A 20,219-nucleotide genomic window follows, 5' to 3' on the forward strand; every position below is an offset into this window, starting at 1 on the left:
TTTAAAATGTAATTGACGTGTATAGATTATAGCTCTAGCGTACGCCCATTCAGACAACGCCGTTTGGACACAGACAAAGGAGGGGGAAATGCGGAGCTTCTGGTTGTGCGGCGCATGTGTATTGCTGGCGGTCCTGTTCGGAGGTCCTGCTTTTGCCGCCGAAAAAGCGGGGGAAGGAGCCTTCAGGCTCGGCGAGATCGAGGTGGTGGAGCAGGCCGACGGCTCGCCCAATGTTTCGGTCCAGCGCGTGACTGAAGAAACCATGCGCACTTTCAACACCGACACCGTGGACAGGGCCGTGAATCTGCTGCCGGGCGTGACCGTTTCCCATGTGGGTGCCCGCAACGAAAAAATGGTCTATGTACGCGGTTTCGACCTGAAGCATGTGCCTATCTACATGGACGGCATTCCCATCTACGTGCCCTACGACGGCTATCCGGATCTGGGCCGCTTCACGACTTTCGATCTGGCCAACATCACCGTTTCCAAGGGTTTTGCCTCGGTGCTGCACGGCCCCAATACCATGGGCGGCGCCATCAACATGGTCTCCAAACGGCCGTCGGAAAAATTCGAGGCCGTCACCGGCCTGGGCGTGGGCTCATACACGTACAACGGCTATCTGAACATGGGCACCAATCTGGGCCTGTGGTACGTGCAGGCCGGGCTGTCCCACCTGAACAGCGACGGCTTTCCCCTGTCCCGCTCCTTTGACTCCGTGCCCACGGAAAACGGCGGGCGGCGCAATAATTCATACCATCAGGACAGCAAGGGCAGCCTGAAGGTGGGTTTTACCCCCAACAGCAAGGACGAATACGCCCTGACCTACGCCAAGCAGCACGGTAAAAAGGGCACCCCGCCCTATGCCGGGGAGAGCGAGTCCATCTCGCCGCGTTACTGGAAATGGCCGTACTGGGACAGGGAGAGCGTGTATTTCAACTCCGAAACATGGTTCGGCGAGGACGTGTACGCCAAGACGCGTCTTTATTACGACGTGTTTGAAAACGCCCTCGAAAGCTACGACGACGCTTCTTACTCCACCATGCGGAAGCGTTCATCCTTCAAGAGCGCCTACGATGACCATACTTACGGCGGCTCCGTGGAACTCGGCCTGCTGGCCATCCCCCACAACGAACTCCGGCTGGCCGTGCATTTCAAGCGCGATTTCCACAAGGAGCTGGCTCCGAAGACCCCGGATGTCCATTTTCAGGAGGACATCTTCTCCGTGGGGCTGGAGGATACCATCAATTTCACGGACAGTTTCTACGCCATTGCCGGGGTAGGCTATGACCGCGTCAAAACCCGGGAGGCCGAAAATCTGGTGGGCAAGACGGTGACGGATTTTTCCAGGGGCAGCGCCGATGCCGTCAATCCGCAGCTGGGCCTTTTCTACAAGGTCGGCGAGGCGGGTCTGGCGCACGCCAGCGTGGCCCTGAAGTCGCGCATGCCGTCCATCAAGGACAAGTTCTCCTACCGCATGGGCCGGGCCATCCCCAATCCGGATCTCGATCCGGAACGGGCCGTCAACTACGAAATCGGCTACAAGCATTCCTTTGAGGAGCGCGTCACCGTGGAGGGCAATCTGTTCTACAGCGATGTGCGCGACTACATTCTGTTCAAGACCGTGCCCGACCCGGACAACCCCGGAAAGCGCATCAGCCAGAACCAGAACATCGGCGAAGTGGACATGTACGGGCTGGAGCTGGGCGTGACCGCCCGCATTTTCGATCCCCTGCGGGGCGGTATCAACTACACTTGGCTGGAATACGAGAACCACACCAATGACGACGAACTGCTGGACACGCCCAGGCACAAGATTTTCGCCTTCCTCGAATACAGTCCCATGGAGCGGCTCTCGCTGCTGGCGGACATGGAATACAATTCCAAGCGCTACAGCTCCACGGACGGCGAGCGGGTGGCCGACGGCTTCACGGTTTTCGGCCTCAAGGGCACATATGAGTTTCTGGACAAGAAATATCTGGAGCTGGGTCTCAACAACGCCTTCGACGCCGATTACGAACTAAGCGAAGGCTATCCGCAGGCCGGGCGGACCTGGTTCGCCAACCTGCGCATGGAGTTTTAGGCTGTGGCCCGGGCTTTCCGCTTATCGTGCCCTCGCGGCGGCGCCGGTGTTTGTACGGCCGCCGCAGTGGTCCGGCCCTGTTCCACATTGCCGGAATTTTCCTTGCTTCACGGCGTGTTCCGGCGGGCGGATTAAATGTACGATCATCCGGACAGTTTCGAGCGGTGCCTGGAAGACGCGGTGCGTTTTCACGGGCACCTTTGCGGAGGACAGATCATCGGCGTGCGCATGGCCCTGGCCGGTCTGCGGGAACTGGGCCTGCGCGATCCCAGAGGCGCGGACCGCAAAAAGCTGCTGGCCGTAGTGGAGATAGACCGCTGCGCCACGGACGCCATCATCTCCGTGACCGGACTTTCTCCGGGCAAGCGCAACCTGAAGATCAGGGATTTCGGTAAAATGGCCGCCACGTTTGTGGATTTGGAGGGGGATCGGGCCGTGCGGATCTGCGTGCGGGAGAGCTCCCGCCGCAAGGCCGACGAACTGGCCGCATCCCTCGCCGATGAGGACGACGCGGGAGACATGAAGGAGGCGCGGTTCAGAGCTCTGGAGGTCATGGATGAGGCGGATCTGCTGGAAATCCGGAAAGTGCGGGTCAGCTTGCACCCGAGCGACCTGCCGGGGCCGCCCTCGCGGAGCGTGGTCTGCGCCCGCTGCGGAGAGTCCGTACTGGACCAGCGCGAGGAGACGCATGGCGGGCAGACACTCTGCCGTCCCTGTGCCGCCGGAAAAACCTACTATGAACCGTGCCCGGCTCCGTGAGGTAGGCGCATGAGTTTCAAAGCCGGGGCGGAACTCCGCGAAAGGACGGAGAACATGGATTATCAGCATCTTGACTGGAATCAGATCTGGCGCACGCACCATGCGCGGAAAATGCTGCATGAGCGGCGCGGTCCCGGCCACTGGGACAAGCGGGCCAAGGATTTCACCAGGGCCGTGGCCCGTGGCGACTATGTGGAGCAGTTTCTGGACATCTGCCGGATTCTGCCCGGAGAGACGGTGCTGGATGTCGGTGCGGCCGCCGGGACCTTGGCCGTGCCTCTGGCGTCGCGTGCCGCTTCCGTCACCGCCCTGGAGCCCTCGAAGGTCATGCGGGAACTGCTGGCGGAACGCTGCCGGGACGGCGGCATCGGGAACGTGCGCATCGTCAACGGCCGCTGGGAGGACGACTGGCCGGCTCTGGACATTGAAGCGCACGACGTGACCATCGCCTCGCGGTCCCTCATTGTGGACGATCTGGCCATGGCTGTGGACAAGCTGCGGCGCCATACCCGCCGCCGGGCGTACATCACCACGCTGGTTGGCGACGGCCCCTTTGACCGCGGCCTGATCGCCGGAGCCGGACGGGAGTTCACGCCCGGCCTCGATTACATCGTGGTACTCAATTACCTGCGCCAGATCGGCATCTTCGCCCAGCTGACCTTCACCACGCATCACGAAGCCCGGATTTTTCCCACGCTGGACGAGGCCGTGGAGGGTCTGTCCTGGATGGTGCACGACATTACCGCGGAAGAAAAAATCCGCCTGCGGGAATATCTGGACGGCGCGCTGGTCCGGGAAAACGGAATGCTGCGGCTGCCCACGCGGCCCGTGCGCTGGGCCGTGCTGTGGTGGGACGAGGAGGGACCATGCGGACAGGAGGCCTGAGGACCTGCGGGCTGCTTTTTTTCGTGCTTCTGTTCTGGGGCGGGCCGTTGTCCGTTCCGGCGGCGGAAATCACGGACATGGCCGGGCGTACGGTGCTTCTGCCGGACAGAGAACCCAGGATATTCTGTGCCTCGCCTCCGTCTCTCTACCTGCTCTACTCTCTGGACCCGTCCCTTGCCGCCGGGCTCAATTTTCCCCTGAACGAGCGCGAAAAAAAGTACCTGCGCCCGGATTTCGCCCGGTTGCCCGTGCTGGGCGGATGGTTCGGCCAGGGCCGGACGCCGAATCTGGAGACGCTTCTGACCGTGCGCCCAGATTTCATCCTGGCTTGGTATTCGGTGCGCGGCGCTGCCAACGACGTCATCGAGAACATGGGGCGGACCTTGGGCATTCCCGTGGTCTATGTGCGGCTGGATACGCTCAGGCAATATGCCGAAGCCTTCGAGTTTCTGGGGCGCGTCCTGAAGCGGGAGGAACGGGGCGCGGCTCTGGCCAGGGAAACCCGGCGCATACTGGACGAGGTGGAGCCCGTGCTGGCGGGCATCCCGGAAGAGGGGCGCGTTTCCGTTTATTACGCCCAGGGGCTGGACGGCCTGAAGACCGAGTGCGACACGTCGGTGCACGCGGAGCTGATCAATCTGGCCGGAGGCCGCAACATTCATTCCTGCCAGGCCCGAAGCGGCTTCGGTATGGAGCCTGTGACCCTGGAGGAAGTGCTTCTGGGCGAGCCCGAAGTCATCCTGGCCAAGGAGGAGGCGTTTTTCCGCTCCGTGCGGGAAAACCCGGCCTGGAGCCAGGTCCGGGCCGTGCGCGACGGACGGGTGCTGCTCATTCCGTCCTCGCCCTTCAACTGGTTCGACCGGCCGCCGTCTTTCATGCGCATTCTGGGTCTGTGCTGGCTGACAAAGGAGCTTCATCCCGGCCGCTACTCCAAGGACTTGGTGGCGGAAACAAAATCTTTCTACCGTCTGTTTCTGGGCGTGGAGCTGGATGACGACGCGGCCTGGGCGGTGATCGGCCCATGAGAGCGCGGGCGTATGTGTCGGCGCTGTTTTTTCTGCTTTGCGCCGCAGCTCTGGGCTCGCTGACCCTGGGCCGCTATCCTGTCGGCATGGCCGATCTGGCCGGATTTCTGGGCCTTGGTCCGGACATGGACCCGGACCGGATGCGCCTGACCCGCACCCTCATCCTGGATATCCGTCTGCCGCGCATTCTGGCGGCCGTTTGTGTCGGGGCCTCTCTGGCCGCTTCAGGAAGCGCGTTTCAGGCCATGTTCGTCAATCCGCTGGTATCCCCCGGCCTGCTGGGTGTCCTTTCCGGCGCGTCGCTGGGCGCGGCCCTGGGGATGCTCTTTTCCATCCGCTGGTTCGTGGTGCAGTTCAGCACTTTCGTCTTCGGCCTGCTGGCCGTGGGGCTGGCCATGCTCATGGCTCGCATGTACCGGGGCGACCGCCTGCTTCTGCTGGTCTTGAGCGGCATCGTGGTCTCGGCCCTGTTCACGGCCCTGCTGTCTCTGGTCAAATACATGGCCGATCCGTATGATCAGCTTCCGGCCATCACCTACTGGCTCATGGGCGGTTTTTCCCTGATCGACCGGGAATCCATACTGCTCATGGGGCCCCTCATGCTGCTTGGCATCGGCGTGATGCTGAGCCTTTCGGGTTATCTGAACGTCCTGACCATGGGTGACGAGGAGGCCCGGGCTCTGGGCGTGCGGGTGACGCTGGTCAGGACCGTGCTCATCCTCGCGGCCACGCTGGTCAGCAGTCTGACCGTGGCGGCGGGCGGGGTCATCGGCTGGGTGGGGCTCATCATACCACATGTGGGGCGCATGCTGGTGGGGCCGGACAACCGCGTGCTCCTGCCCGTTTCGGTTCTGCTCGGAGCCATTTATCTCCTTGTCATGGACAATCTGTCCCGGCTGATTTTTCCGGTGGAAATTCCTCTGGGCATCCTGACCGCCATTCTGGGCATCCCGGTGTTCGCCGCGGCCCTGCGTTCCAGCCGGGGCGGGTGGAGCTGATGGAGAAGCTTTCCGCCCGGTCCGTGCATTTCGGCTATGCCGCCCATGCCGTGCTGCACGATGTGTCTTTGGCCGTGCATGAAGGGGAAGTCTTTTGCCTGCTGGGACCCAACGGCAGTGGAAAAACATCGCTGCTCAAGATTTTTCTGGGCCTGCTCCGGCCCCGGTCCGGCTTTGTGCTGGCGGAAGGCAGGCCCGTGGAAGTCTGGAGTCCGAAGGAACTGGCCCGGCAGGTGGCCTATGTTCCGCAACTGCACCGCATGGCCTTTGCCTACCGCGTGCTGGACGTGGTGCTCATGGGCCGCATGGCCCACAGCGGGCTGTTCGGCAGGATGCGCGGAGAAGATGAGACTGCGGCGCGGGAGGCTCTGGAGCGGCTGGATATCGGGCATCTGGCGGCGAAGAGTTACGCGGAGATAAGCGGCGGGGAGCGGCAGCTGACCCTCATCGCCCGGGCTCTGGCCCAGGGGGCCAAAACCCTGGTCATGGACGAGCCCCTGAACGGACTGGATTACGGCAATCAGCTCCGCGTGCTGGAGCGCATCACTCATCTCGCCGCCGAAGGCTACGCCATCCTCAAGACCACCCACTTTCCCGACCACGCCCTGTGGATGGCCTCGAAGGTCGCACTGTTGCGCCAGGGCCGTATCGCCGCCTGCGGCCCGCCCGCCGAGGTCATGACCTCGCGTATGCTGAGCGAACTCTACCAGGCCGACATCCGCCTCGCTCCGGTGAGTCCAGAACTTCGCGTCTGTCTGCCCCTGTCCGTGCTGGAGCAGGAAACCTCTCTGGTTTCGCCGGGGCGGAACCTGTGTGCAGGATAGAAGGTTCCTCCCAGAATTTGGCAGCAGCCATAAAAACAGCTTCCGCCGCCGGGAGTTCGAGGCGCATCTCCCGATACCCTCTGTCTCGCCAGCGGCGGAATTTACGTGTTCCTCTTATGATCCGAAGCTGAAAAGAAATGAATCGTCAGATGCTGTTCTGTCCAAATATCACTGCGACAATATCTGTCAGCTTGAATCTGCGTCCGGCCTTCCCGCATTGCATGCGGAACCAGTCCGGCATTAATCCCGGGAAGCGCCGAAAAAGCGGAGCAGAAACAGGAACAGGTTGATGAAATCCAGATACAGGGTCAGAGCGCCCAGAATGGTGCCGCGCCGGACGGCCAGCGCATCGTCCATGGGTGCGGATTCGCCCATGATTTTGAGCTTCTGGGTGTCATAGGCCGTGAGGCCGATGAAAACCAGTACGCCCACGCCGCTGATGACGAAATCCAGAGCCGAGCTGGCCATGAAGATATTAACAAGAGAGGCTATGATAATGCCGATGAGTCCCATGAACAGAAAGGAACCCCAGGAGGTCAGGTCTTTTTTGGTGGTGGCCCCATAGACGCTCATGGCTGCGAACATGCCCGTGCACACGATAAAGGCCTTGAAAATGGAGGCCGTGGTGTACACCAGAAGAATAGAAGACAGGGTGGCTCCGTTCAGGGCGCTGTACAATAGAAAAAGGCCCGTGGCCGTTCCTGCGGACATGCGGTGTATGGCTCCGGAGATGGCGAACACCAGACCGATCTGGCCCAGAAGAAGCCCCCAGAGCAAGATGGGATTGGTGAAAATGGTTTGGGCCACAGCCGGAGTGGCGGCCACCAGATACGCCACCAGGGCGGTCAGTCCCAGGCCCAGGGTCATCCAGTTGTACACGCCGCGCAGAAAAAGATTGGTGACCTGTACGTCGGTGCGCGGCTGGGAAATGGTCCTGTGGGTCATGGTTCCTCCGAGGATGGGTTGATTTTGTCGAAGTTGAAAGAAAGTAATAAGAGAGATTGCTGGATCTGTGGGGCCCGTATGAGATCCCACACAATGACGGGCCTTACGGGCTTTTCAAATTCAGAACTTTTAGGATATCGGGCCCGTAAGTCAAGGCTGGACGCGAAATGGTTGCCTTCTGGAGGGGCGTGGACAAAATTTGGCGATCAATTTCTCGGAGAATTGCGAGATACACGGCGTTCATTGGGATCGGGGGGTCTGACTTTTTTGGCATGATTCATGATAGTCCTTTTCCGACTTTGAATTACCGGTCGAAACATTTAAACTTATTTTTACGGAGGAAGTTATGAATCGTTTTCGTAAATCCGAGCAGGGCTTTACTCTGGTCGAACTGTTGATCGTTGTGGCCATCATCGGTATTCTGGCCGCCATTGCTATCCCGCAGTATGCCAAGTATAAACGAAATGCTGCTATTGCCAGTTGCCAAGGAGCTATTAAATCTTGCGTTAGTGATGCGGCGTCTCGTTATGCGGAAAATAGCTCCAAGATTCAGTTGAAGTGCCCCATAGATGGTAAGGCAGATGCTGTTACAATTGATATTGATGGGGCTACAGGTATCATGAAAAATGCGACGGTTGCTGAATTCACTGGCCAGAGTGGTTACAAAATTAAGGGTGCCTTTAATTCTGAGATAGGCAATGTTACGTGCGAAGCTAAGAGCAACTAGTTAGTTGAGTGGGAAACAAAAAGTCTCCACAGAGTTTTCTTTGTGGAGACTTTTTATATTAATAAATAGAATATTTTTTGGAGAAAGTCCGCTTTGGAAGCGCCTCTGCCCAAGTATACCAAGTACCCTCTACTTGGTTTTCTTTTTCTTTCCGCTCTTTTTCTTTCCGCTGAAGTTTGGATGCAGGCCGTACAGCACACATCTTTCTGCACCACTTCATCCTGCGCTGTGGTCGGCGAATACATCCGCTTCGGGGAAGGCAATCTGATCAAGCTGGGAGCTATGTTCTTCTGGCTTCTGTGGGCGCTGGTCTTTTTCGGCGGCCGCTATGATAAACGCTGGATATGGGGGCTGGTCTGCCTGATTTTGCTGGGGGCTCTGGCCTTTGACGGTGCCCTGCTGGGCTTTCAGTTTGTGGGGCTCAAGGAAAAATGCGCGCTGTGCATCGGCGTGGCCTCCGCCCTGTTTGTCCAGCTCGGTCTTCTGGTCTGGGTGCGACGGTCTGTACTGATACTTTTTCTCGGCGCGTCAGTATGGATCGGCGGTTTCACTGCCAACAGCGTTCTGGATCTGGGGGTGACAGCTCCGGCCGTGACGGATACTGACTTTCTGAACACTGCGCCGGACGGTAACGCTTCGGCCCATTATCCGCAGCATGTTCTTTTCTTCAGCCTGCACTGCGACCACTGCTCCAAAGTTCTGGGCAACCTGTCCATCAACAAGGAACATCTGCCCGAAACGTGGCTTTTCAGCTGCATCGACAACAAGGAAGACGATCTGTTCCGCTTGAGCCATATTCTGGCATCCAATGCCACCAAGGAAAACCCATTCCTAGAAATATTGCGCTTGGAAAACCTGGAAACAGTGGAGCCTGTTCCCATTTCCGAAAACTTACGGCGCACGGTACGCGAAGCCCGGGCTTACTTCAAAATGAAGGAATTTGGCGGCATCCCCGTGCTTGTGGTGGTGGAACGTCCGGGACGCGAACTGATTTTGCGTGGAGAAAATACGATCATGGACTATCTCCGCGAACGGGAATTTGTGCGGAGAGAGCTTTCTTTTGTTTTTCCTGCTTCGGAATAACTTGATTTATCCGCACTTCGTGAACCCGCAAGACGGGCACACAAAGCATCCTTCCTGAAAGACAAGCTCCCCGAAACATTCGGGACAATCGGCTTTGGACAGGGATTTCGCAAGATTCCGCAGTGAATTGTCCTGAAGGTATCTGTTTTCAAAAACCCAGGACACGGCGTCAGGGATGGAGAGAAGCATATCCTTCTTCTGAAAGACCGGGTGTTCTCCGCCGATGCCTTTGAGCTGCTTGACGATCTCCCGCACATGCACGCCCGAGCGCAAGGCCAGGGAAACCAGACGGCCGATGGCTTCGGCCTTGGCGGTGATGGATCTGCCGGACCGGCCAATGGTCGCGAAAACCTCGAAAGGCTTGCCGTCCACTTCGTTTACCGTCAGGTAGAGGTCGCCAAGGCCCGTGCGGACTTTCTGGGTAAAGCCGTAGACAATGTCCGGACGGTCCATGGGCCTGGATTCCTCGGCCTTCTTTTCCTCTTTCTTGCCGTCGCCGGTACACAGCACCTGCACGCTCTTGCAGCCGTCCCGGTATACCGTCACACCCTTGCATCCTTCTTCATAGGCCATCCAGTAGATTTTATAGATGTCTTCCTGGGTGGAAGAATTGGGTAGGTTCACTGTTTTGGATACGGCGTTGTCTGTATGCTTCTGAAAAGCGGCCTGCATTTTGAGATGCCATTGCGGCTCGATGTCCATGGCTGTGACGAATACGGATCGCAGTTCTTCCGGCAGAAACTCCATTTGCTGGATGGAGCCTTTTTCCACCACTTCCTGCATCAGCTTTTCCGAATGGCAACCCGCTTCATGCAGGGCCTGGACAAAGAAGCTGTTGGCTTCGGCCAGCTTTTCTCCATCCATGACCTGACGCACGAAACACAGGGCAAAGAGAGGCTCGATGCCCGAAGAGCAGCCCGCTATGATGGACAGGGTGCCGGTGGGCGCAATGGTCGTGGTGGTGGCGTTACGGTACGGGCCGAGATTCTGTTTCTTGAACACGGAGGTTTCATAGGCCGGAAAAGGCGTGCGCTCAGTGGCCAAGGCCTTGGATGCACTCCTTGATTCCTTCTGGATGAAATCCATGAGTTTTTCGGCCAGACTGGTGGCCCGACGGCTGTCGTAGGGAAGTCTCAGCTGGTAGAGCAGATCGGCCCAACCCATGATGCCAAGGCCGATTTTGCGGTTCCGGCGTACGGTCTGACTGATGCGCTCCAGCGGGTATTCCGAGGCGTCGATCACGTTGTCCAGAAAACGCACGCTCAGGTGTACGGTCTGGCGCAGACGATCCCAGTCCACCCCACGCACGTCGTCCACTTCCGTGACGAATCTGGCCAGATTGATGGAGCCCAGATTACACGCTTCATAGGGCAAAAGAGGTTGCTCGCCGCACGGATTGGTGCTTTCCATTTCGCCCTGATCCGGCGTGGGGTTGTCCCGGTTGATGCGGTCCAGAAAAATAATGCCCGGATCGCCGCTCTCCCAGGCTTTGCGCACCAGGAGCTCGAATACTTCCCGCGCCTTCAGGTATTCGACGATCTCGCCGGTATGGGGAGCTACAAGCGGGTATTCTTCGTCGTTCTCCACGGAATTCATGAATTTTTCCGTGAGCGCTACAGACAGGTTGAAATTATTCAGGTCGCCTTCGCGTTCCTTGGCGCGGATAAACTCCAAAATATCCGGATGGTCCACGCGCAGGATGCCCATATTGGCCCCGCGTCTGGTTCCTCCCTGTTTGACCTGCTCCGTGGCGGTGTTGAAAATTTTCAGAAAGGAAATGGGGCCGGAGGCTACGCCGCCGGTGGAGCCCACCCGGCTGTCCTTGGGCCGCAGCCGGGTAAAGGAAAAACCCGTGCCTCCGCCGGATTTATGGATGAGAGCGGCGTGCTTCACCGCGTCAAAAATTTCGTCCATGGAGTCGCCCACCGGCAACACGAAGCAGGCCGCCAGCTGACCCAGTTCCGTCCCCGCGTTCATGAGCGTGGGAGAATTGGGCAGAAAATCATACTGGGTCATCATGGTGTAAAACGTCCGGGCCAGCTCCTCTGCCTTCCAGGACGAGTTGGGATAGTTTTCCTCCATGGACGCAATGCCGGATGCCACCCGCCAGAACATTTCCTTCGGACTTTCAATGGGTTTCCCGTCCAGTCCCTTTTTCAGATAACGTTTTTGCAGCACGACCTCTGCATTGGGATTGAGGATGGCTTCCGGCAGATCGGCGGGCATTTTCAGGATGTTCATGGAGTCCCCGTTTTCTAACGATATCTATCTGATCGTATTAATTTTAGTTATGTCTGGATACGAAAAAAGGCAGTTACGTTTGTAACTACCTTGATTTTTTGGTGCCGGAGGGGAGACTCGAACTCCCAAGGGGTTGCCCCCGGTGGATTTTGAGTCCACTGCGTCTACCAATTCCACCACTCCGGCTTGCGAAAAAATCCCGTAGTTAAGCCTGTTCTGAAAGTCAAACAAAGGATTATTTTGGCGGGCCGAGAAAAAACGGCACCCATTCAGCATTCGCCCGTCATCGGTGTAAAACGTCCAGAACAATCCGCGCGGCCCGCAGGGCAGCCCCGCCATTTCCTAACAAGTCCGGGAGCCGCTTCAGCCGATCCAGCATGGCCGCTCTGACCCGCGTTTCAGGAATCCAGCGGCTCATGTGGGTGGCGATGGCGGCCGCGGTGGCGTCGTCTTGCAGCAGTTCGGGAAAGACCGGCGCATTCAGGATCAGATTGGGCAGGGATACGTACGGCGTTCTGACCAAGCGTTTGCCCAGGGCGAAACTTATATTCGAGACCTTGTAGGCGACAGCTGTCGGCGTCTCCAGCAATGCCGTTTCCAGTGTCGCCGTGCCTGAAGCGGCCATGATCGCCCGGCAGGAGCGCATGGTCTCATACCGCCGGGCGCTGTCCGTGAAGGATACGGGGACTTGCGCCGTCCAGAAACGGGTGAGAAGCTCCGGGCTCATACCGGGTGCCACAGGGAGGACGAACTTCAGGTCCGGGAAAACGCCGGATAAAAGGTCTGCCGCTCGGGAAAAAATCGGCAGGAGTCGTGTAATCTCGCTGGTCCGGCTGCCCGGCAGAATGCCGATCCGGTGATCCTGCCGGGGCGTGTCCAGAATGTGTGCGGAGCGTACCGTATCCAGCAGGGGGTGCCCCACATAGTCGATCTTCATGCCGTGGCGGGCGTAGAAATCCACCTCGAAAGGCAGGATGGAGATGAGCCGGTCCACATGCTCGCGCAGAAAGCGCACCCGGCCTTCGCGCCAGGCCCAGAGCTTGGGGCTTATGTAATAGATGACGGGAATGCCCAGAGAGCGGGCGATACGGGCCATCCGGAAATGGAACTCCGGAGCGTCGATGAGCACCACTGCGCCGGGCCGGCGGGAGGAGAGTTCCTCCCGGATGCGGTGCAGCATGGAAAATATGCCGGGCAGCCGGGTGAGTACCTCGGTCAGACCCATGACGGAAAGAGCTTCTGTGTGCAGCGGACTGACCATTCCCTCGGCCCGCATGGCCGGACCCGCCATGCCTGCGATGGACAGATCCGGACACAGTTGGCGCAGGGCGCGGATCAGAAGCTGGCCGTGCAGATCGCCGGATGCTTCTCCCGCGTTGATCCAGAGAGAATCAGTCATGGTCCGCGCATAGTCTCATGCCGGAGAAATAACAAGAAAGTTGCGGGCGGCTTCCAGACGCCAGAAAAAATCCCCCACCGTTCACACGGCAGGGGATCAGTTTTTTCTTCTGGAGCCGGTGCGATTACAGACCGGTTGCTTCTTCCAGATATCTGCCGCGCAGGTTGCGCGTGACCAGCACGGGGCAGGTGGCTTCTTCCAGCACTCCGGTGACCACGCTGCCCATGACCACATTCTCCAGGGCGGACTGGCCTCGCGAGCCGATGATGATCATGTCGCAGTCCAGCTCTTCCTGGGTGTTCAGGATGACATAGTCGGGCCGGCGGCCGCTGCGCGCGAGGAGCTCGGTATTCTTAAATCCGCAGGCCTCCACCATTTTCCTGTATTCTTCGAGCAGGGCCATGGCCTTGGCCTCGTTCGCCTTGCGCAGTTCTTCGGCGCTTTCCCCGCCGATGGCCATGTTTACCGCTTCCACCACATGCAGCAGGTAGAGCGTGGGGTTTCTGGCGTTCAGCAGATGCGCGGCGTATTTGGCCGCGTTCTTGGATGAGTCGGAGCCGTCCACCGGAACCAGTACACGTTCAATTTTGACCATATGCATATCTCCTGACGGATGTTCCGCCGCTGATGGTTGTTAGTGGAAAAAGAGCACGGTCATCAGAATGAAGGAAGGAATCAGAATGCCCACGGACCAGGCCATGTAGCCGAAGAAGCTGGGCATCTTGATGCCGCCCGATTCGGCGATGGACCGGACCATGAAGTTCGGGGCGTTGCCGATGTAGGTATTGGCACCCATGAACACCGCGCCGGCGGAAATGGCCAGCAGGGTGCCCGCCTCGCTCATGAGACGGTGAGCATCGCCGCCCGCGGTGTTGAAGAACACCAGATAGGTGGGGGCGTTGTCCAGAAAGCTCGACAGCAATCCGGTGAGCCAGAAGAACATGGTGTGATTGTCCAGACCGTCGGCGGTTCTGACCATGGAGATGAGGCCGCTCAACGCGCCGTCCATGCCAGCGCGCAAAATGGCGATGGCCGGGATCATGGAGATGAAGATGCCCGAGAAGAGCTTGGCCACTTCGCGGATGGGTTCCCAGTCGAACTCGTTTCTGCGCCGGATTTCGTGCGGCGTGGTCTTCAGGCTGATGACGGCCAGAATGAGCAGCAGCACGTCGCGCACGATGTTCTGCAATTCCACATGTACGTGGTAGATGGTCACGCCGCCTTCGGGCTGCCACACGCCGCTCATGAGCACACCGGCCACCACGCCGCCAAGGAGCAGCAGGTTGTGCGTGCCTTCCAGGCGAAGCTTGCCGTCCTTGCCCGCGTCGGGAGATTCGGGCCAGCCTTCCTTGTTGAAGAAGAAGGTGTCGATGGCGAAATAAAGAGCCAGCAGGATGGCGGCCAGCAGGGTGAAGGGGATGAACATGTGCACCGTGGTCCAGAAGAAGGACACGCCCTTCAGAAAGCCCAGAAACAGGGGCGGATCGCCAAGCGGCGTGAGGCTGCCGCCGATATTGGCCACCAGAAAGATGAAAAAGACGATGGTGTGCACCTTGTACTTGCGGTAGGAGATGGCCCTCATCAGGGGCCGGATGAGGAGCATGGCCGCCCCCGTGGTGCCCATCCAGCTGGCCAGTAGGGTGCCGATCAGCAGAATGACCGTGTTCACCATGGGCCGTCCCACCAGCGAGCCGCGCAGACAAACGCCCCCGGCGATGGTGAACAGTGAAAAGAGCAGAACGATGAACGAGATGTATTCCAGAAAAAGAGTGTGCACCACGGAATAAAGAGCTAGTTCGAAGCCGTGGACAATGGCGAAGGGGGCGAGGAAGGCGATCCCCCAGAAGGCGGCCACTTTGCCGTAATGATGATGCCAGAAATGGGGAGCGGCCAGTGGCATGATGGCGATGGACAGAAGCATGCACGCAAAAGGCACGACCCAGAGCACGCCGAGCTGCTTGCCGATTTCCTCGGCTTCGTGATGCAGGTCTCCCGCGGCGAACGCTTCGGGCAGCAGGGCGAACAGCATCAGCCCCGCAGCGGCCAGACAAGAAAACAACACAACGCTTTTCCGCATCCGATGCACTCCTTGTTGAGCGGCCTCCGGGCGGCCATCTCGTTTGCAGGTTGAAGGGGTCAGCGGCAATGCTCCGTCACCACCCGCACCACGGCTCCGGTCAGAAAGTCCAAGTCCTGGTCGCTCATGACATAGGGAGGCATGACATAGACCAGCCGTCCGAAGGGGCGGACCCAGACGCCCGCCGCCACAAACGCGTCCTGAATTTCGGCCATGCGCACGGGCTGACGCAGTTCCACCACTCCGATGGCTCCAAGTACACGTACATCATAAACGTATGCCAATTCCCGGCACGGAGCAAGGCCGTTTCGCAAGCCCGCTTCTATCCGGGGGATATCCGTTCGCCATCCGCCCCGCCGCAACAGCGAAAGGGAAGCCCTAGCCGCCGCACAGGCCAGAGGATTGCCCATGAAGGTCGGGCCGTGCATGAACACGCCTTCCGCGCACGCTCCCCGGGCCACTTTTTCCGTGGTCAGAGTGGCGGCCAGAGTCATGTACCCGCCGGTCAGGGCCTTGCCCAGGCACAGGATGTCCGGCGCCACTCCCGCGTGTTCGCAGGCGAAAAGGCGTCCGGTGCGGCCGAAGCCCGTGGCGATTTCGTCGGCAATGAACAGCGTGTCGAACTCGCCGCACAGTTCGCGCACCCGCCGCACATACCGGGGATGGTAAAAATGCATGCCGCCCGCGCCCTGCACCACGGGCTCCAGAATGACCGCCGCCACGCGGCCGTGATTTTGCTCCAGCATCCGGCATAAGGCGGCCGTGTCCGTCTCGTCCCAGTCGTCGCCGAAGCGGCACTCCGGCCTCGGGGCAAAGATATGCCGGGGCAGCACACCCGCGAAGCGCTCGTGCATGCCGTTCACCGGATCGCACACGCTCATGGCGGCGAAAGTGTCCCCGTGATAGCCGCCGCGGATGGTCAGCAGCCGGTTCTTTTCGGGACGGCCCAGGCCGATCCAGTACTGGAAGGCCATTTTGACGGCCACCTCCACGGATACGGAGCCGGAGTCGCACAGGAAAACCTTGTCCAGCGGAGCGGGCGTCATCTCCACCAGCTCTCGGCACAGCTCCACCGCCGGTTCATGGGTCAGCCCGCCGAACATGACATGGGCCATGCGGCCGAGCTGCTCCGTCACCGCCGCATTCAGGACCGGATGACTGTATCCGTGGATGGCCGCCCACCACGAAGACATGCCGTCCACCAGCTCACGGCCGTCGGCCAGCCGCAGACGCACGCCCGAAGCCGAGACCACCTCTCGCACGGGCAGGGGATTGACGGTCGAGGTGTACGGGTGCCAGACGTGGGCGCGATCGAAACGCAGCAGAGCACCGTTCATGGAAATATCCTTCTGTTCTTTGCGAAACGCCGCGCCGAGGCACGACTATTTTCAGATATTGCAGACTCGAAACGAGGTACCATGACCGCTATTCCCCCTGAATTCAATCTGCAATCCTACGATTTTGAACTGCCCGAAGAGCTGATCGCCCAAACGCCTCCGGCGGAGCATGGCGCGTCCCGTCTGCTGGTGCTGGACCGGGCCACCGGCGCGACGCACGAAGCCCGGTTCGCGGATATCGTGGAATTTCTGCCCCCCGGCGCTCTGCTCGTAGCCAACAACACCAAGGTGCTGCCCGCGCGCCTGACGGGCCGTCGCGCGTCCGGCGGACGGGTGGAATTTCTGCTGCTCACTCCCCTGCCGCTGATCGCCGTCCGGGACCGGGAAGGCGGCGGGCACGAGGCCGAAGCCGAAGGACTCGTGAAGATGTCCAAAAGTGTCCGCATCGGAGAAACGCTGCATTTTCCGAGTATGGATATCCTTGTGCTGGAAAAGGGGGATTTCGGGCGGATTCGAGGCCGTCTGTCCTGGCAGGGAGACCTGGGTGCACATTTTTTGTCCACGGGGCGGATTCCCCTGCCGCCCTACATCCGCCGTGCCGACGACGGGCAGGACCGACTCCGTTACCAGACCGTCTATGCGCGGGAGGACCGGCTGGGATCCGTGGCCGCACCCACGGCCGGTCTGCATTTCACCCCGGAAATCCTGGAAGCCCTGAGCCGGCGGGGCATGGTCCGGGCCGAGGTGAGTCTGTACGTGGGCTATGGCACCTTCAGTCCCGTGCGCGTGGAAGACATCCGGGAACATGCCATGCACGCCGAGTATGTCGAGGTGCCGGAACGGACGGCCCGCCTCATCCGGCAGGCCAGGGACGAGGGGCGGCCCATAGTGGCCGTGGGGACCACCACGGTCCGCGCCCTGGAGAGTATGGCCGCCCGTCTGGACGGCATCGGCCCCTTCGCCGGATGGACGGATATTTTCATCCGCCCGGGCCATCGCTTCAAGATAGTGGACCAGCTCATCACCAACTTCCACTTGCCCCGCTCATCCCTAATCATTATGGTCGGCACCTTCGCGGGCAGACAAAAGATTATCGATGCTTACCGGCATGCCATAAGCCGGGGCTTCCGCTTTTTCTCTTACGGCGACGCCATGTTCATCCGCTGATCCGCTGTTTCCCGCTCTTTCCACACAGCCGCAACGTCAACATCACCGAGGTATTCCCATGCCAAGCAGAGTCGAATTCCGGGAAGACCGCTGCAAGGGCTGTCTGCTCTGCACCGAGGCCTGTCCCACGGGCATCATCCAGCAGTCGGGACGGTTCAACCGGAAAGGATACAAGGTGGCCGAAATCACTGAGGACATGATGAGCGAGTGCAAGGGCTGCGCCTTCTGCGCCATGATCTGTCCGGACTACGCCATCAACGTGTTCAGGACCAAAGGGGAGGGCGCATGAGCGAGCCCCGCATCTTCATCAAGGGAAACGAAGCCATCGCCCGGGGCGCTCTGGCCGCCGGGGTGCAGTGTTATTTCGGCTACCCCATTACTCCGCAGAATGACATTCCAGAGTTCATGTCCTCGGCTATCGTGGAGGCGGGCGGGCAGTTCGTCCAGGCCGAGAGCGAGGTGGCCGCGGCCAACATGCTCATGGGCGCGGCGGCCTGCGGCGTGCGTGCGTTGACCTCTTCGTCCAGCCCTGGCGTGTCCCTGAAGCAGGAAGCCATTTCCTACATGGCCGGCAGCGAGATTCCCGGCGTCATCGTGAACATGAGCCGCGGCGGCCCCGGTCTGGGAGACATCGGGCCGTCCCAGGGCGACTATTTCCAGGCCGTCAAGGGCGGCGGCCACGGCGACTACCACCTGCTGGTGCTGGCTCCGGGCACAGTCCAGGAAGCCTACGACCTGACCATCAAGGCCTTCGAGCTGGCCTTCGCCTACCGTAATCCGGTCATGATTCTGGGCGACGCCATCATCGGCCAGATGAAGGAGCCCGTGGTGCCCTGGAAGCCCGAAAATCTGGACCAGGCCGAAGGGCAGAGCTGGGGGCTCTGCGGAGCCAGGGGACGTGAGCCGCGGCTTTTGAAGTCCCTGTTTCTGGACGACGGGGCCCTGGCCGGGCAGAACCTGAAGCTGGCCGCCAAGTATGAGGCCATGCAGGCCGAGTCCGACCAGGAAATGTTTCTGACCGACGACGCCGAACTCGTCGTGGTGGCCTTCGGATCCATCGGCCGCATTGTCAAAAGCGCCGTGCGCAAGCTCCGCGCCCGGGGACACAGAGTCGGGCTGGTTCGCCCCATCACCCTGTTTCCCTTTCCTTCGGCCGTACTGCTGGATCTGGCCCGTCAGGGCAAACGCTTCCTGACCATCGAGCACAACATGGGGCAGATGGTGGAAGACGTGCGTCTGGCCATCCGCACCGTGGCCGACTCGGCCTTCCACGGCCAGCTGCCCGGCAATCTGCCCACCCCGGACGATTTCGAGGAACCCATTCTGAAGGCTCTGGAGGAAAGAGCATGAGCCAGGAAACCCGCGTCACCAATTATCCCGAGGTTCTCACGGACCGGCCCACCCACTACTGTCCGGGCTGCCACCACGGCACGGCCCATCGTCTGGTGGCCGAGGCCCTGACGGATCTGGGACTGGTCGAGGACACCATTCTCATCGGCTCCATCGGCTGTTCGGTGTTCATCTACAATTATCTGTCTCTGGACGCCATAGAAGCCCCCCACGGCCGGGCTCCGGCGGTGGCCACGGGAGTCAAGCGCGCCCGGCCGGATAAAACCGTGTTCACCTACCAGGGCGACGGCGATCTGGCCTCCATCGGCATGGCTGAGATCATGCACTGTGCCAACCGGGGGGAGAACATCACCACCATTTTCGTCAACAACACCGTGTACGGCATGACCGGCGGACAGATGGCTCCCACCACCCTGGTCGGGCAGAAAACCACCACCTGTCCCGGCGGGCGCTGCCGCGAGAACGAAGGCATGCCCATCCGCATGACCGAAATCATCGCCTCTCTGGGCGGCGTGGCCTACGCCGAACGCGTGGCTGTGAACAACGTGAAGAACATCCGCAAGGCGCGCAAAGCAGTGGCCAGGGCCTTTGAATGCCAGACAAAAAATCTGGGTTTTTCTTTCGTCGAAATTCTGGCGACCTGTCCCACCAACTGGCATATGACGCCTCTGGCGGCCAACAAGCGGGTGGAAACGGAGATGATACCCTATTTTCCGCTGGGCGTTTACAAGGACGTGCTGGCCGGGGAGGAAAAATGAGCGTGTATCAGGATGCCATCATCGCCGGATTCGGCGGACAGGGAGTCATGCTCATCGGGAACCTGCTGGCCTGCGCGGGCATGGATGCCGGGCTCAACGTGACCTACATCCCGGTTTACGGCCCGGAAATGCGCGGGGGCACGGCCAACTGCACGGTTGTCATTTCCGACGACGTGGTGGGTTCGCCCATCATCCGCTCTCCCTTGAGCCTCATCGTCATGAACGGCCCGTCTCTGGACAAGTTTCAGCCCTGCCTGCAGGACGGCGGGGTCATGATTCTGAACTCCTCCCTCATCGACCCGGCCAAGGCCGAAAAGGACCGGGTCCGGGTTTTCGCCGTTCCTGTCAACGAGATCGCCGATAGGCTCGGTAACACGCGCATGGCCAACATGGTCGCTCTGGGCGCTTACGCGCAGGCCACGGGCATCGTGCCGGTCAAGCGCATTCAGGACAGCCTCGGTTCGGTCATTTCAAACCACTACAGCCATATGATTCCCAAAAACGCCGCCGCCCTCCAGGCCGGAGCCGACTACGCGGCCGAGCACGGCAGCATGTGACACAAGC

At 60.1% G+C, this 20,219-nt stretch carries 19 protein-coding genes and 1 tRNA gene; 13 read left to right on the forward strand and 7 right to left on the reverse strand.

Features of this window, described 5'->3' with window-relative positions; translation table 11 throughout:
* Positions 1-88 precede the first annotated feature (88 nt).
* From AXF15_RS04375 to AXF15_RS04400, 6 genes are all read left to right on the forward strand, one after another.
* Positions 89-2,080, forward strand: coding sequence for a TonB-dependent receptor plug domain-containing protein (locus AXF15_RS04375; RefSeq protein WP_066603814.1), 1,992 nt, complete (start codon positions 89-91; stop codon positions 2,078-2,080).
* Between the two features lie 135 nt (positions 2,081-2,215).
* Positions 2,216-2,839: an FmdE family protein gene (locus AXF15_RS04380; RefSeq protein WP_066603816.1), complete on the forward strand. Its 624-nt coding sequence runs from the start codon at positions 2,216-2,218 to the stop codon at positions 2,837-2,839.
* A gap of 9 nt (positions 2,840-2,848) precedes the next feature.
* Positions 2,849-3,724: a class I SAM-dependent methyltransferase gene (locus tag AXF15_RS04385; protein WP_066603819.1), complete on the forward strand. Its 876-nt coding sequence runs from the start codon at positions 2,849-2,851 to the stop codon at positions 3,722-3,724.
* Positions 3,706-4,749, forward strand: a complete 1,044-nt coding sequence (locus AXF15_RS04390) for an ABC transporter substrate-binding protein (RefSeq protein WP_066603822.1) — start codon at positions 3,706-3,708, stop codon at positions 4,747-4,749. Before AXF15_RS04385 ends, AXF15_RS04390 begins: the two co-directional genes overlap by 19 nt.
* Entirely contained in the window at positions 4,746-5,747 is a 1,002-nt protein-coding gene (locus tag AXF15_RS04395) for a FecCD family ABC transporter permease (RefSeq protein ID WP_066603824.1), read from the forward strand. The genes AXF15_RS04390 and AXF15_RS04395 overlap by 4 nt, the downstream gene beginning before the upstream one ends.
* A complete protein-coding gene (locus AXF15_RS04400; protein WP_066603827.1) occupies positions 5,747-6,571 on the forward strand; it encodes an ABC transporter ATP-binding protein in 825 nt (274 codons plus the stop codon). Before AXF15_RS04395 ends, AXF15_RS04400 begins: the two co-directional genes overlap by 1 nt.
* A gap of 240 nt (positions 6,572-6,811) precedes the next feature.
* Here AXF15_RS04400 and AXF15_RS04405 read toward each other — a convergent pair whose 3' ends face one another.
* Complete coding sequence (locus AXF15_RS04405; RefSeq protein WP_066603829.1) at positions 6,812-7,516, reverse strand: Bax inhibitor-1/YccA family protein; 705 nt, start codon at positions 7,514-7,516, stop codon at positions 6,812-6,814.
* A gap of 346 nt (positions 7,517-7,862) precedes the next feature.
* Here AXF15_RS04405 and AXF15_RS14740 point away from each other — a divergent pair, with 346 nt between their 5' ends.
* Both AXF15_RS14740 and AXF15_RS04415 read left to right on the forward strand, forming a co-directional pair.
* The gene (locus AXF15_RS14740) at positions 7,863-8,243 is read left to right on the forward strand and encodes a prepilin-type N-terminal cleavage/methylation domain-containing protein (protein WP_083517862.1); all 381 of its coding nucleotides are present in this window, start codon (positions 7,863-7,865) and stop codon (positions 8,241-8,243) included.
* Between the two features lie 180 nt (positions 8,244-8,423).
* A complete protein-coding gene (locus AXF15_RS04415) occupies positions 8,424-9,326 on the forward strand; it encodes a hypothetical protein (RefSeq protein ID WP_151192284.1) in 903 nt (300 codons plus the stop codon).
* Positions 9,327-9,332: 6 nt separating this feature from the next.
* Here AXF15_RS04415 and AXF15_RS04420 read toward each other — a convergent pair whose 3' ends face one another.
* The 6 genes from AXF15_RS04420 to bioA form a co-directional block, all read right to left on the reverse strand.
* The gene (locus AXF15_RS04420; RefSeq protein WP_066603836.1) at positions 9,333-11,567 is read right to left on the reverse strand and encodes a vitamin B12-dependent ribonucleotide reductase; all 2,235 of its coding nucleotides are present in this window, start codon (positions 11,565-11,567) and stop codon (positions 9,333-9,335) included.
* Between the two features lie 99 nt (positions 11,568-11,666).
* A tRNA-Leu gene (locus AXF15_RS04425) sits at positions 11,667-11,753 on the reverse strand.
* 97 nt (positions 11,754-11,850) lie between these two features.
* Complete coding sequence (gene lpxB, locus AXF15_RS04430) at positions 11,851-12,966, reverse strand: lipid-A-disaccharide synthase (protein ID WP_066603838.1); 1,116 nt, start codon at positions 12,964-12,966, stop codon at positions 11,851-11,853.
* A gap of 124 nt (positions 12,967-13,090) precedes the next feature.
* Positions 13,091-13,561 carry a universal stress protein gene (locus tag AXF15_RS04435; protein ID WP_066603841.1) on the reverse strand — a complete coding sequence of 157 codons (471 nt, stop codon included), beginning with the start codon at positions 13,559-13,561 and terminating at the stop codon, positions 13,091-13,093.
* Between the two features lie 39 nt (positions 13,562-13,600).
* Complete coding sequence (locus AXF15_RS04440) at positions 13,601-15,043, reverse strand: sodium:proton antiporter (protein WP_066603844.1); 1,443 nt, start codon at positions 15,041-15,043, stop codon at positions 13,601-13,603.
* 59 nt (positions 15,044-15,102) lie between these two features.
* Complete coding sequence (gene bioA / locus AXF15_RS04445; protein WP_066603848.1) at positions 15,103-16,380, reverse strand: adenosylmethionine--8-amino-7-oxononanoate transaminase; 1,278 nt, start codon at positions 16,378-16,380, stop codon at positions 15,103-15,105.
* Between the two features lie 81 nt (positions 16,381-16,461).
* Between bioA and queA the strand changes: the two genes are divergently transcribed.
* From queA to AXF15_RS04470, 5 genes are read left to right on the forward strand one after another with little or no spacing between them, the layout of a single operon-like run.
* Positions 16,462-17,547, forward strand: coding sequence for a tRNA preQ1(34) S-adenosylmethionine ribosyltransferase-isomerase QueA (gene queA, locus AXF15_RS04450; RefSeq protein ID WP_066603851.1), 1,086 nt, complete (start codon positions 16,462-16,464; stop codon positions 17,545-17,547).
* 58 nt (positions 17,548-17,605) lie between these two features.
* A complete protein-coding gene (locus tag AXF15_RS04455; protein ID WP_066603853.1) occupies positions 17,606-17,836 on the forward strand; it encodes a 4Fe-4S binding protein in 231 nt (76 codons plus the stop codon).
* Positions 17,833-18,897, forward strand: coding sequence for a 3-methyl-2-oxobutanoate dehydrogenase subunit VorB (locus tag AXF15_RS04460; protein WP_066603854.1), 1,065 nt, complete (start codon positions 17,833-17,835; stop codon positions 18,895-18,897). Before AXF15_RS04455 ends, AXF15_RS04460 begins: the two co-directional genes overlap by 4 nt.
* Positions 18,894-19,655 (forward strand): thiamine pyrophosphate-dependent enzyme, encoded by a 762-nt coding sequence (locus AXF15_RS04465; RefSeq protein WP_066603855.1) that lies wholly within the window; start codon positions 18,894-18,896, stop codon positions 19,653-19,655. Before AXF15_RS04460 ends, AXF15_RS04465 begins: the two co-directional genes overlap by 4 nt.
* Entirely contained in the window at positions 19,652-20,212 is a 561-nt protein-coding gene (locus AXF15_RS04470; protein WP_066603856.1) for a 2-oxoacid:acceptor oxidoreductase family protein, read from the forward strand. Before AXF15_RS04465 ends, AXF15_RS04470 begins: the two co-directional genes overlap by 4 nt.
* Positions 20,213-20,219 lie beyond the last annotated feature (7 nt).

The organism is Desulfomicrobium orale DSM 12838 (assembly GCF_001553625.1).
GTDB lineage: Bacteria > Desulfobacterota > Desulfovibrionia > Desulfovibrionales > Desulfomicrobiaceae > Desulfomicrobium > Desulfomicrobium orale.

What these genes read in the sequence shown, in the direction of transcription:
- AXF15_RS04375 (WP_066603814.1), top strand. Translation starts at nt 89, where the DNA reads ATGCGGAGCTTCTGGTTGTGCGGCGCATGTGTATTGCTGGCGGTCCTG.
- AXF15_RS04470 (WP_066603856.1), top strand. Translation starts at nt 19,652, where the DNA reads ATGAGCGTGTATCAGGATGCCATCATCGCCGGATTCGGCGGACAGGGA.
- AXF15_RS04420 (WP_066603836.1), bottom strand. Translation starts at nt 11,567, where the DNA reads ATGAACATCCTGAAAATGCCCGCCGATCTGCCGGAAGCCATCCTCAAT.
- AXF15_RS04400 (WP_066603827.1), top strand. Translation starts at nt 5,747, where the DNA reads ATGGAGAAGCTTTCCGCCCGGTCCGTGCATTTCGGCTATGCCGCCCAT.
- AXF15_RS04435 (WP_066603841.1), bottom strand. Translation starts at nt 13,561, where the DNA reads ATGGTCAAAATTGAACGTGTACTGGTTCCGGTGGACGGCTCCGACTCA.
- bioA (WP_066603848.1), bottom strand. Translation starts at nt 16,380, where the DNA reads ATGAACGGTGCTCTGCTGCGTTTCGATCGCGCCCACGTCTGGCACCCG.
- AXF15_RS04390 (WP_066603822.1), top strand. Translation starts at nt 3,706, where the DNA reads ATGCGGACAGGAGGCCTGAGGACCTGCGGGCTGCTTTTTTTCGTGCTT.
- AXF15_RS04465 (WP_066603855.1), top strand. Translation starts at nt 18,894, where the DNA reads ATGAGCCAGGAAACCCGCGTCACCAATTATCCCGAGGTTCTCACGGAC.
- AXF15_RS04415 (WP_151192284.1), top strand. Translation starts at nt 8,424, where the DNA reads ATGCAGGCCGTACAGCACACATCTTTCTGCACCACTTCATCCTGCGCT.
- AXF15_RS04395 (WP_066603824.1), top strand. Translation starts at nt 4,746, where the DNA reads ATGAGAGCGCGGGCGTATGTGTCGGCGCTGTTTTTTCTGCTTTGCGCC.
- AXF15_RS04385 (WP_066603819.1), top strand. Translation starts at nt 2,849, where the DNA reads ATGAGTTTCAAAGCCGGGGCGGAACTCCGCGAAAGGACGGAGAACATG.
- AXF15_RS04440 (WP_066603844.1), bottom strand. Translation starts at nt 15,043, where the DNA reads ATGCGGAAAAGCGTTGTGTTGTTTTCTTGTCTGGCCGCTGCGGGGCTG.
- lpxB (WP_066603838.1), bottom strand. Translation starts at nt 12,966, where the DNA reads ATGACTGATTCTCTCTGGATCAACGCGGGAGAAGCATCCGGCGATCTG.
- AXF15_RS04460 (WP_066603854.1), top strand. Translation starts at nt 17,833, where the DNA reads ATGAGCGAGCCCCGCATCTTCATCAAGGGAAACGAAGCCATCGCCCGG.
- AXF15_RS14740 (WP_083517862.1), top strand. Translation starts at nt 7,863, where the DNA reads ATGAATCGTTTTCGTAAATCCGAGCAGGGCTTTACTCTGGTCGAACTG.
- AXF15_RS04455 (WP_066603853.1), top strand. Translation starts at nt 17,606, where the DNA reads ATGCCAAGCAGAGTCGAATTCCGGGAAGACCGCTGCAAGGGCTGTCTG.
- queA (WP_066603851.1), top strand. Translation starts at nt 16,462, where the DNA reads ATGACCGCTATTCCCCCTGAATTCAATCTGCAATCCTACGATTTTGAA.
- AXF15_RS04380 (WP_066603816.1), top strand. Translation starts at nt 2,216, where the DNA reads ATGTACGATCATCCGGACAGTTTCGAGCGGTGCCTGGAAGACGCGGTG.
- AXF15_RS04405 (WP_066603829.1), bottom strand. Translation starts at nt 7,516, where the DNA reads ATGACCCACAGGACCATTTCCCAGCCGCGCACCGACGTACAGGTCACC.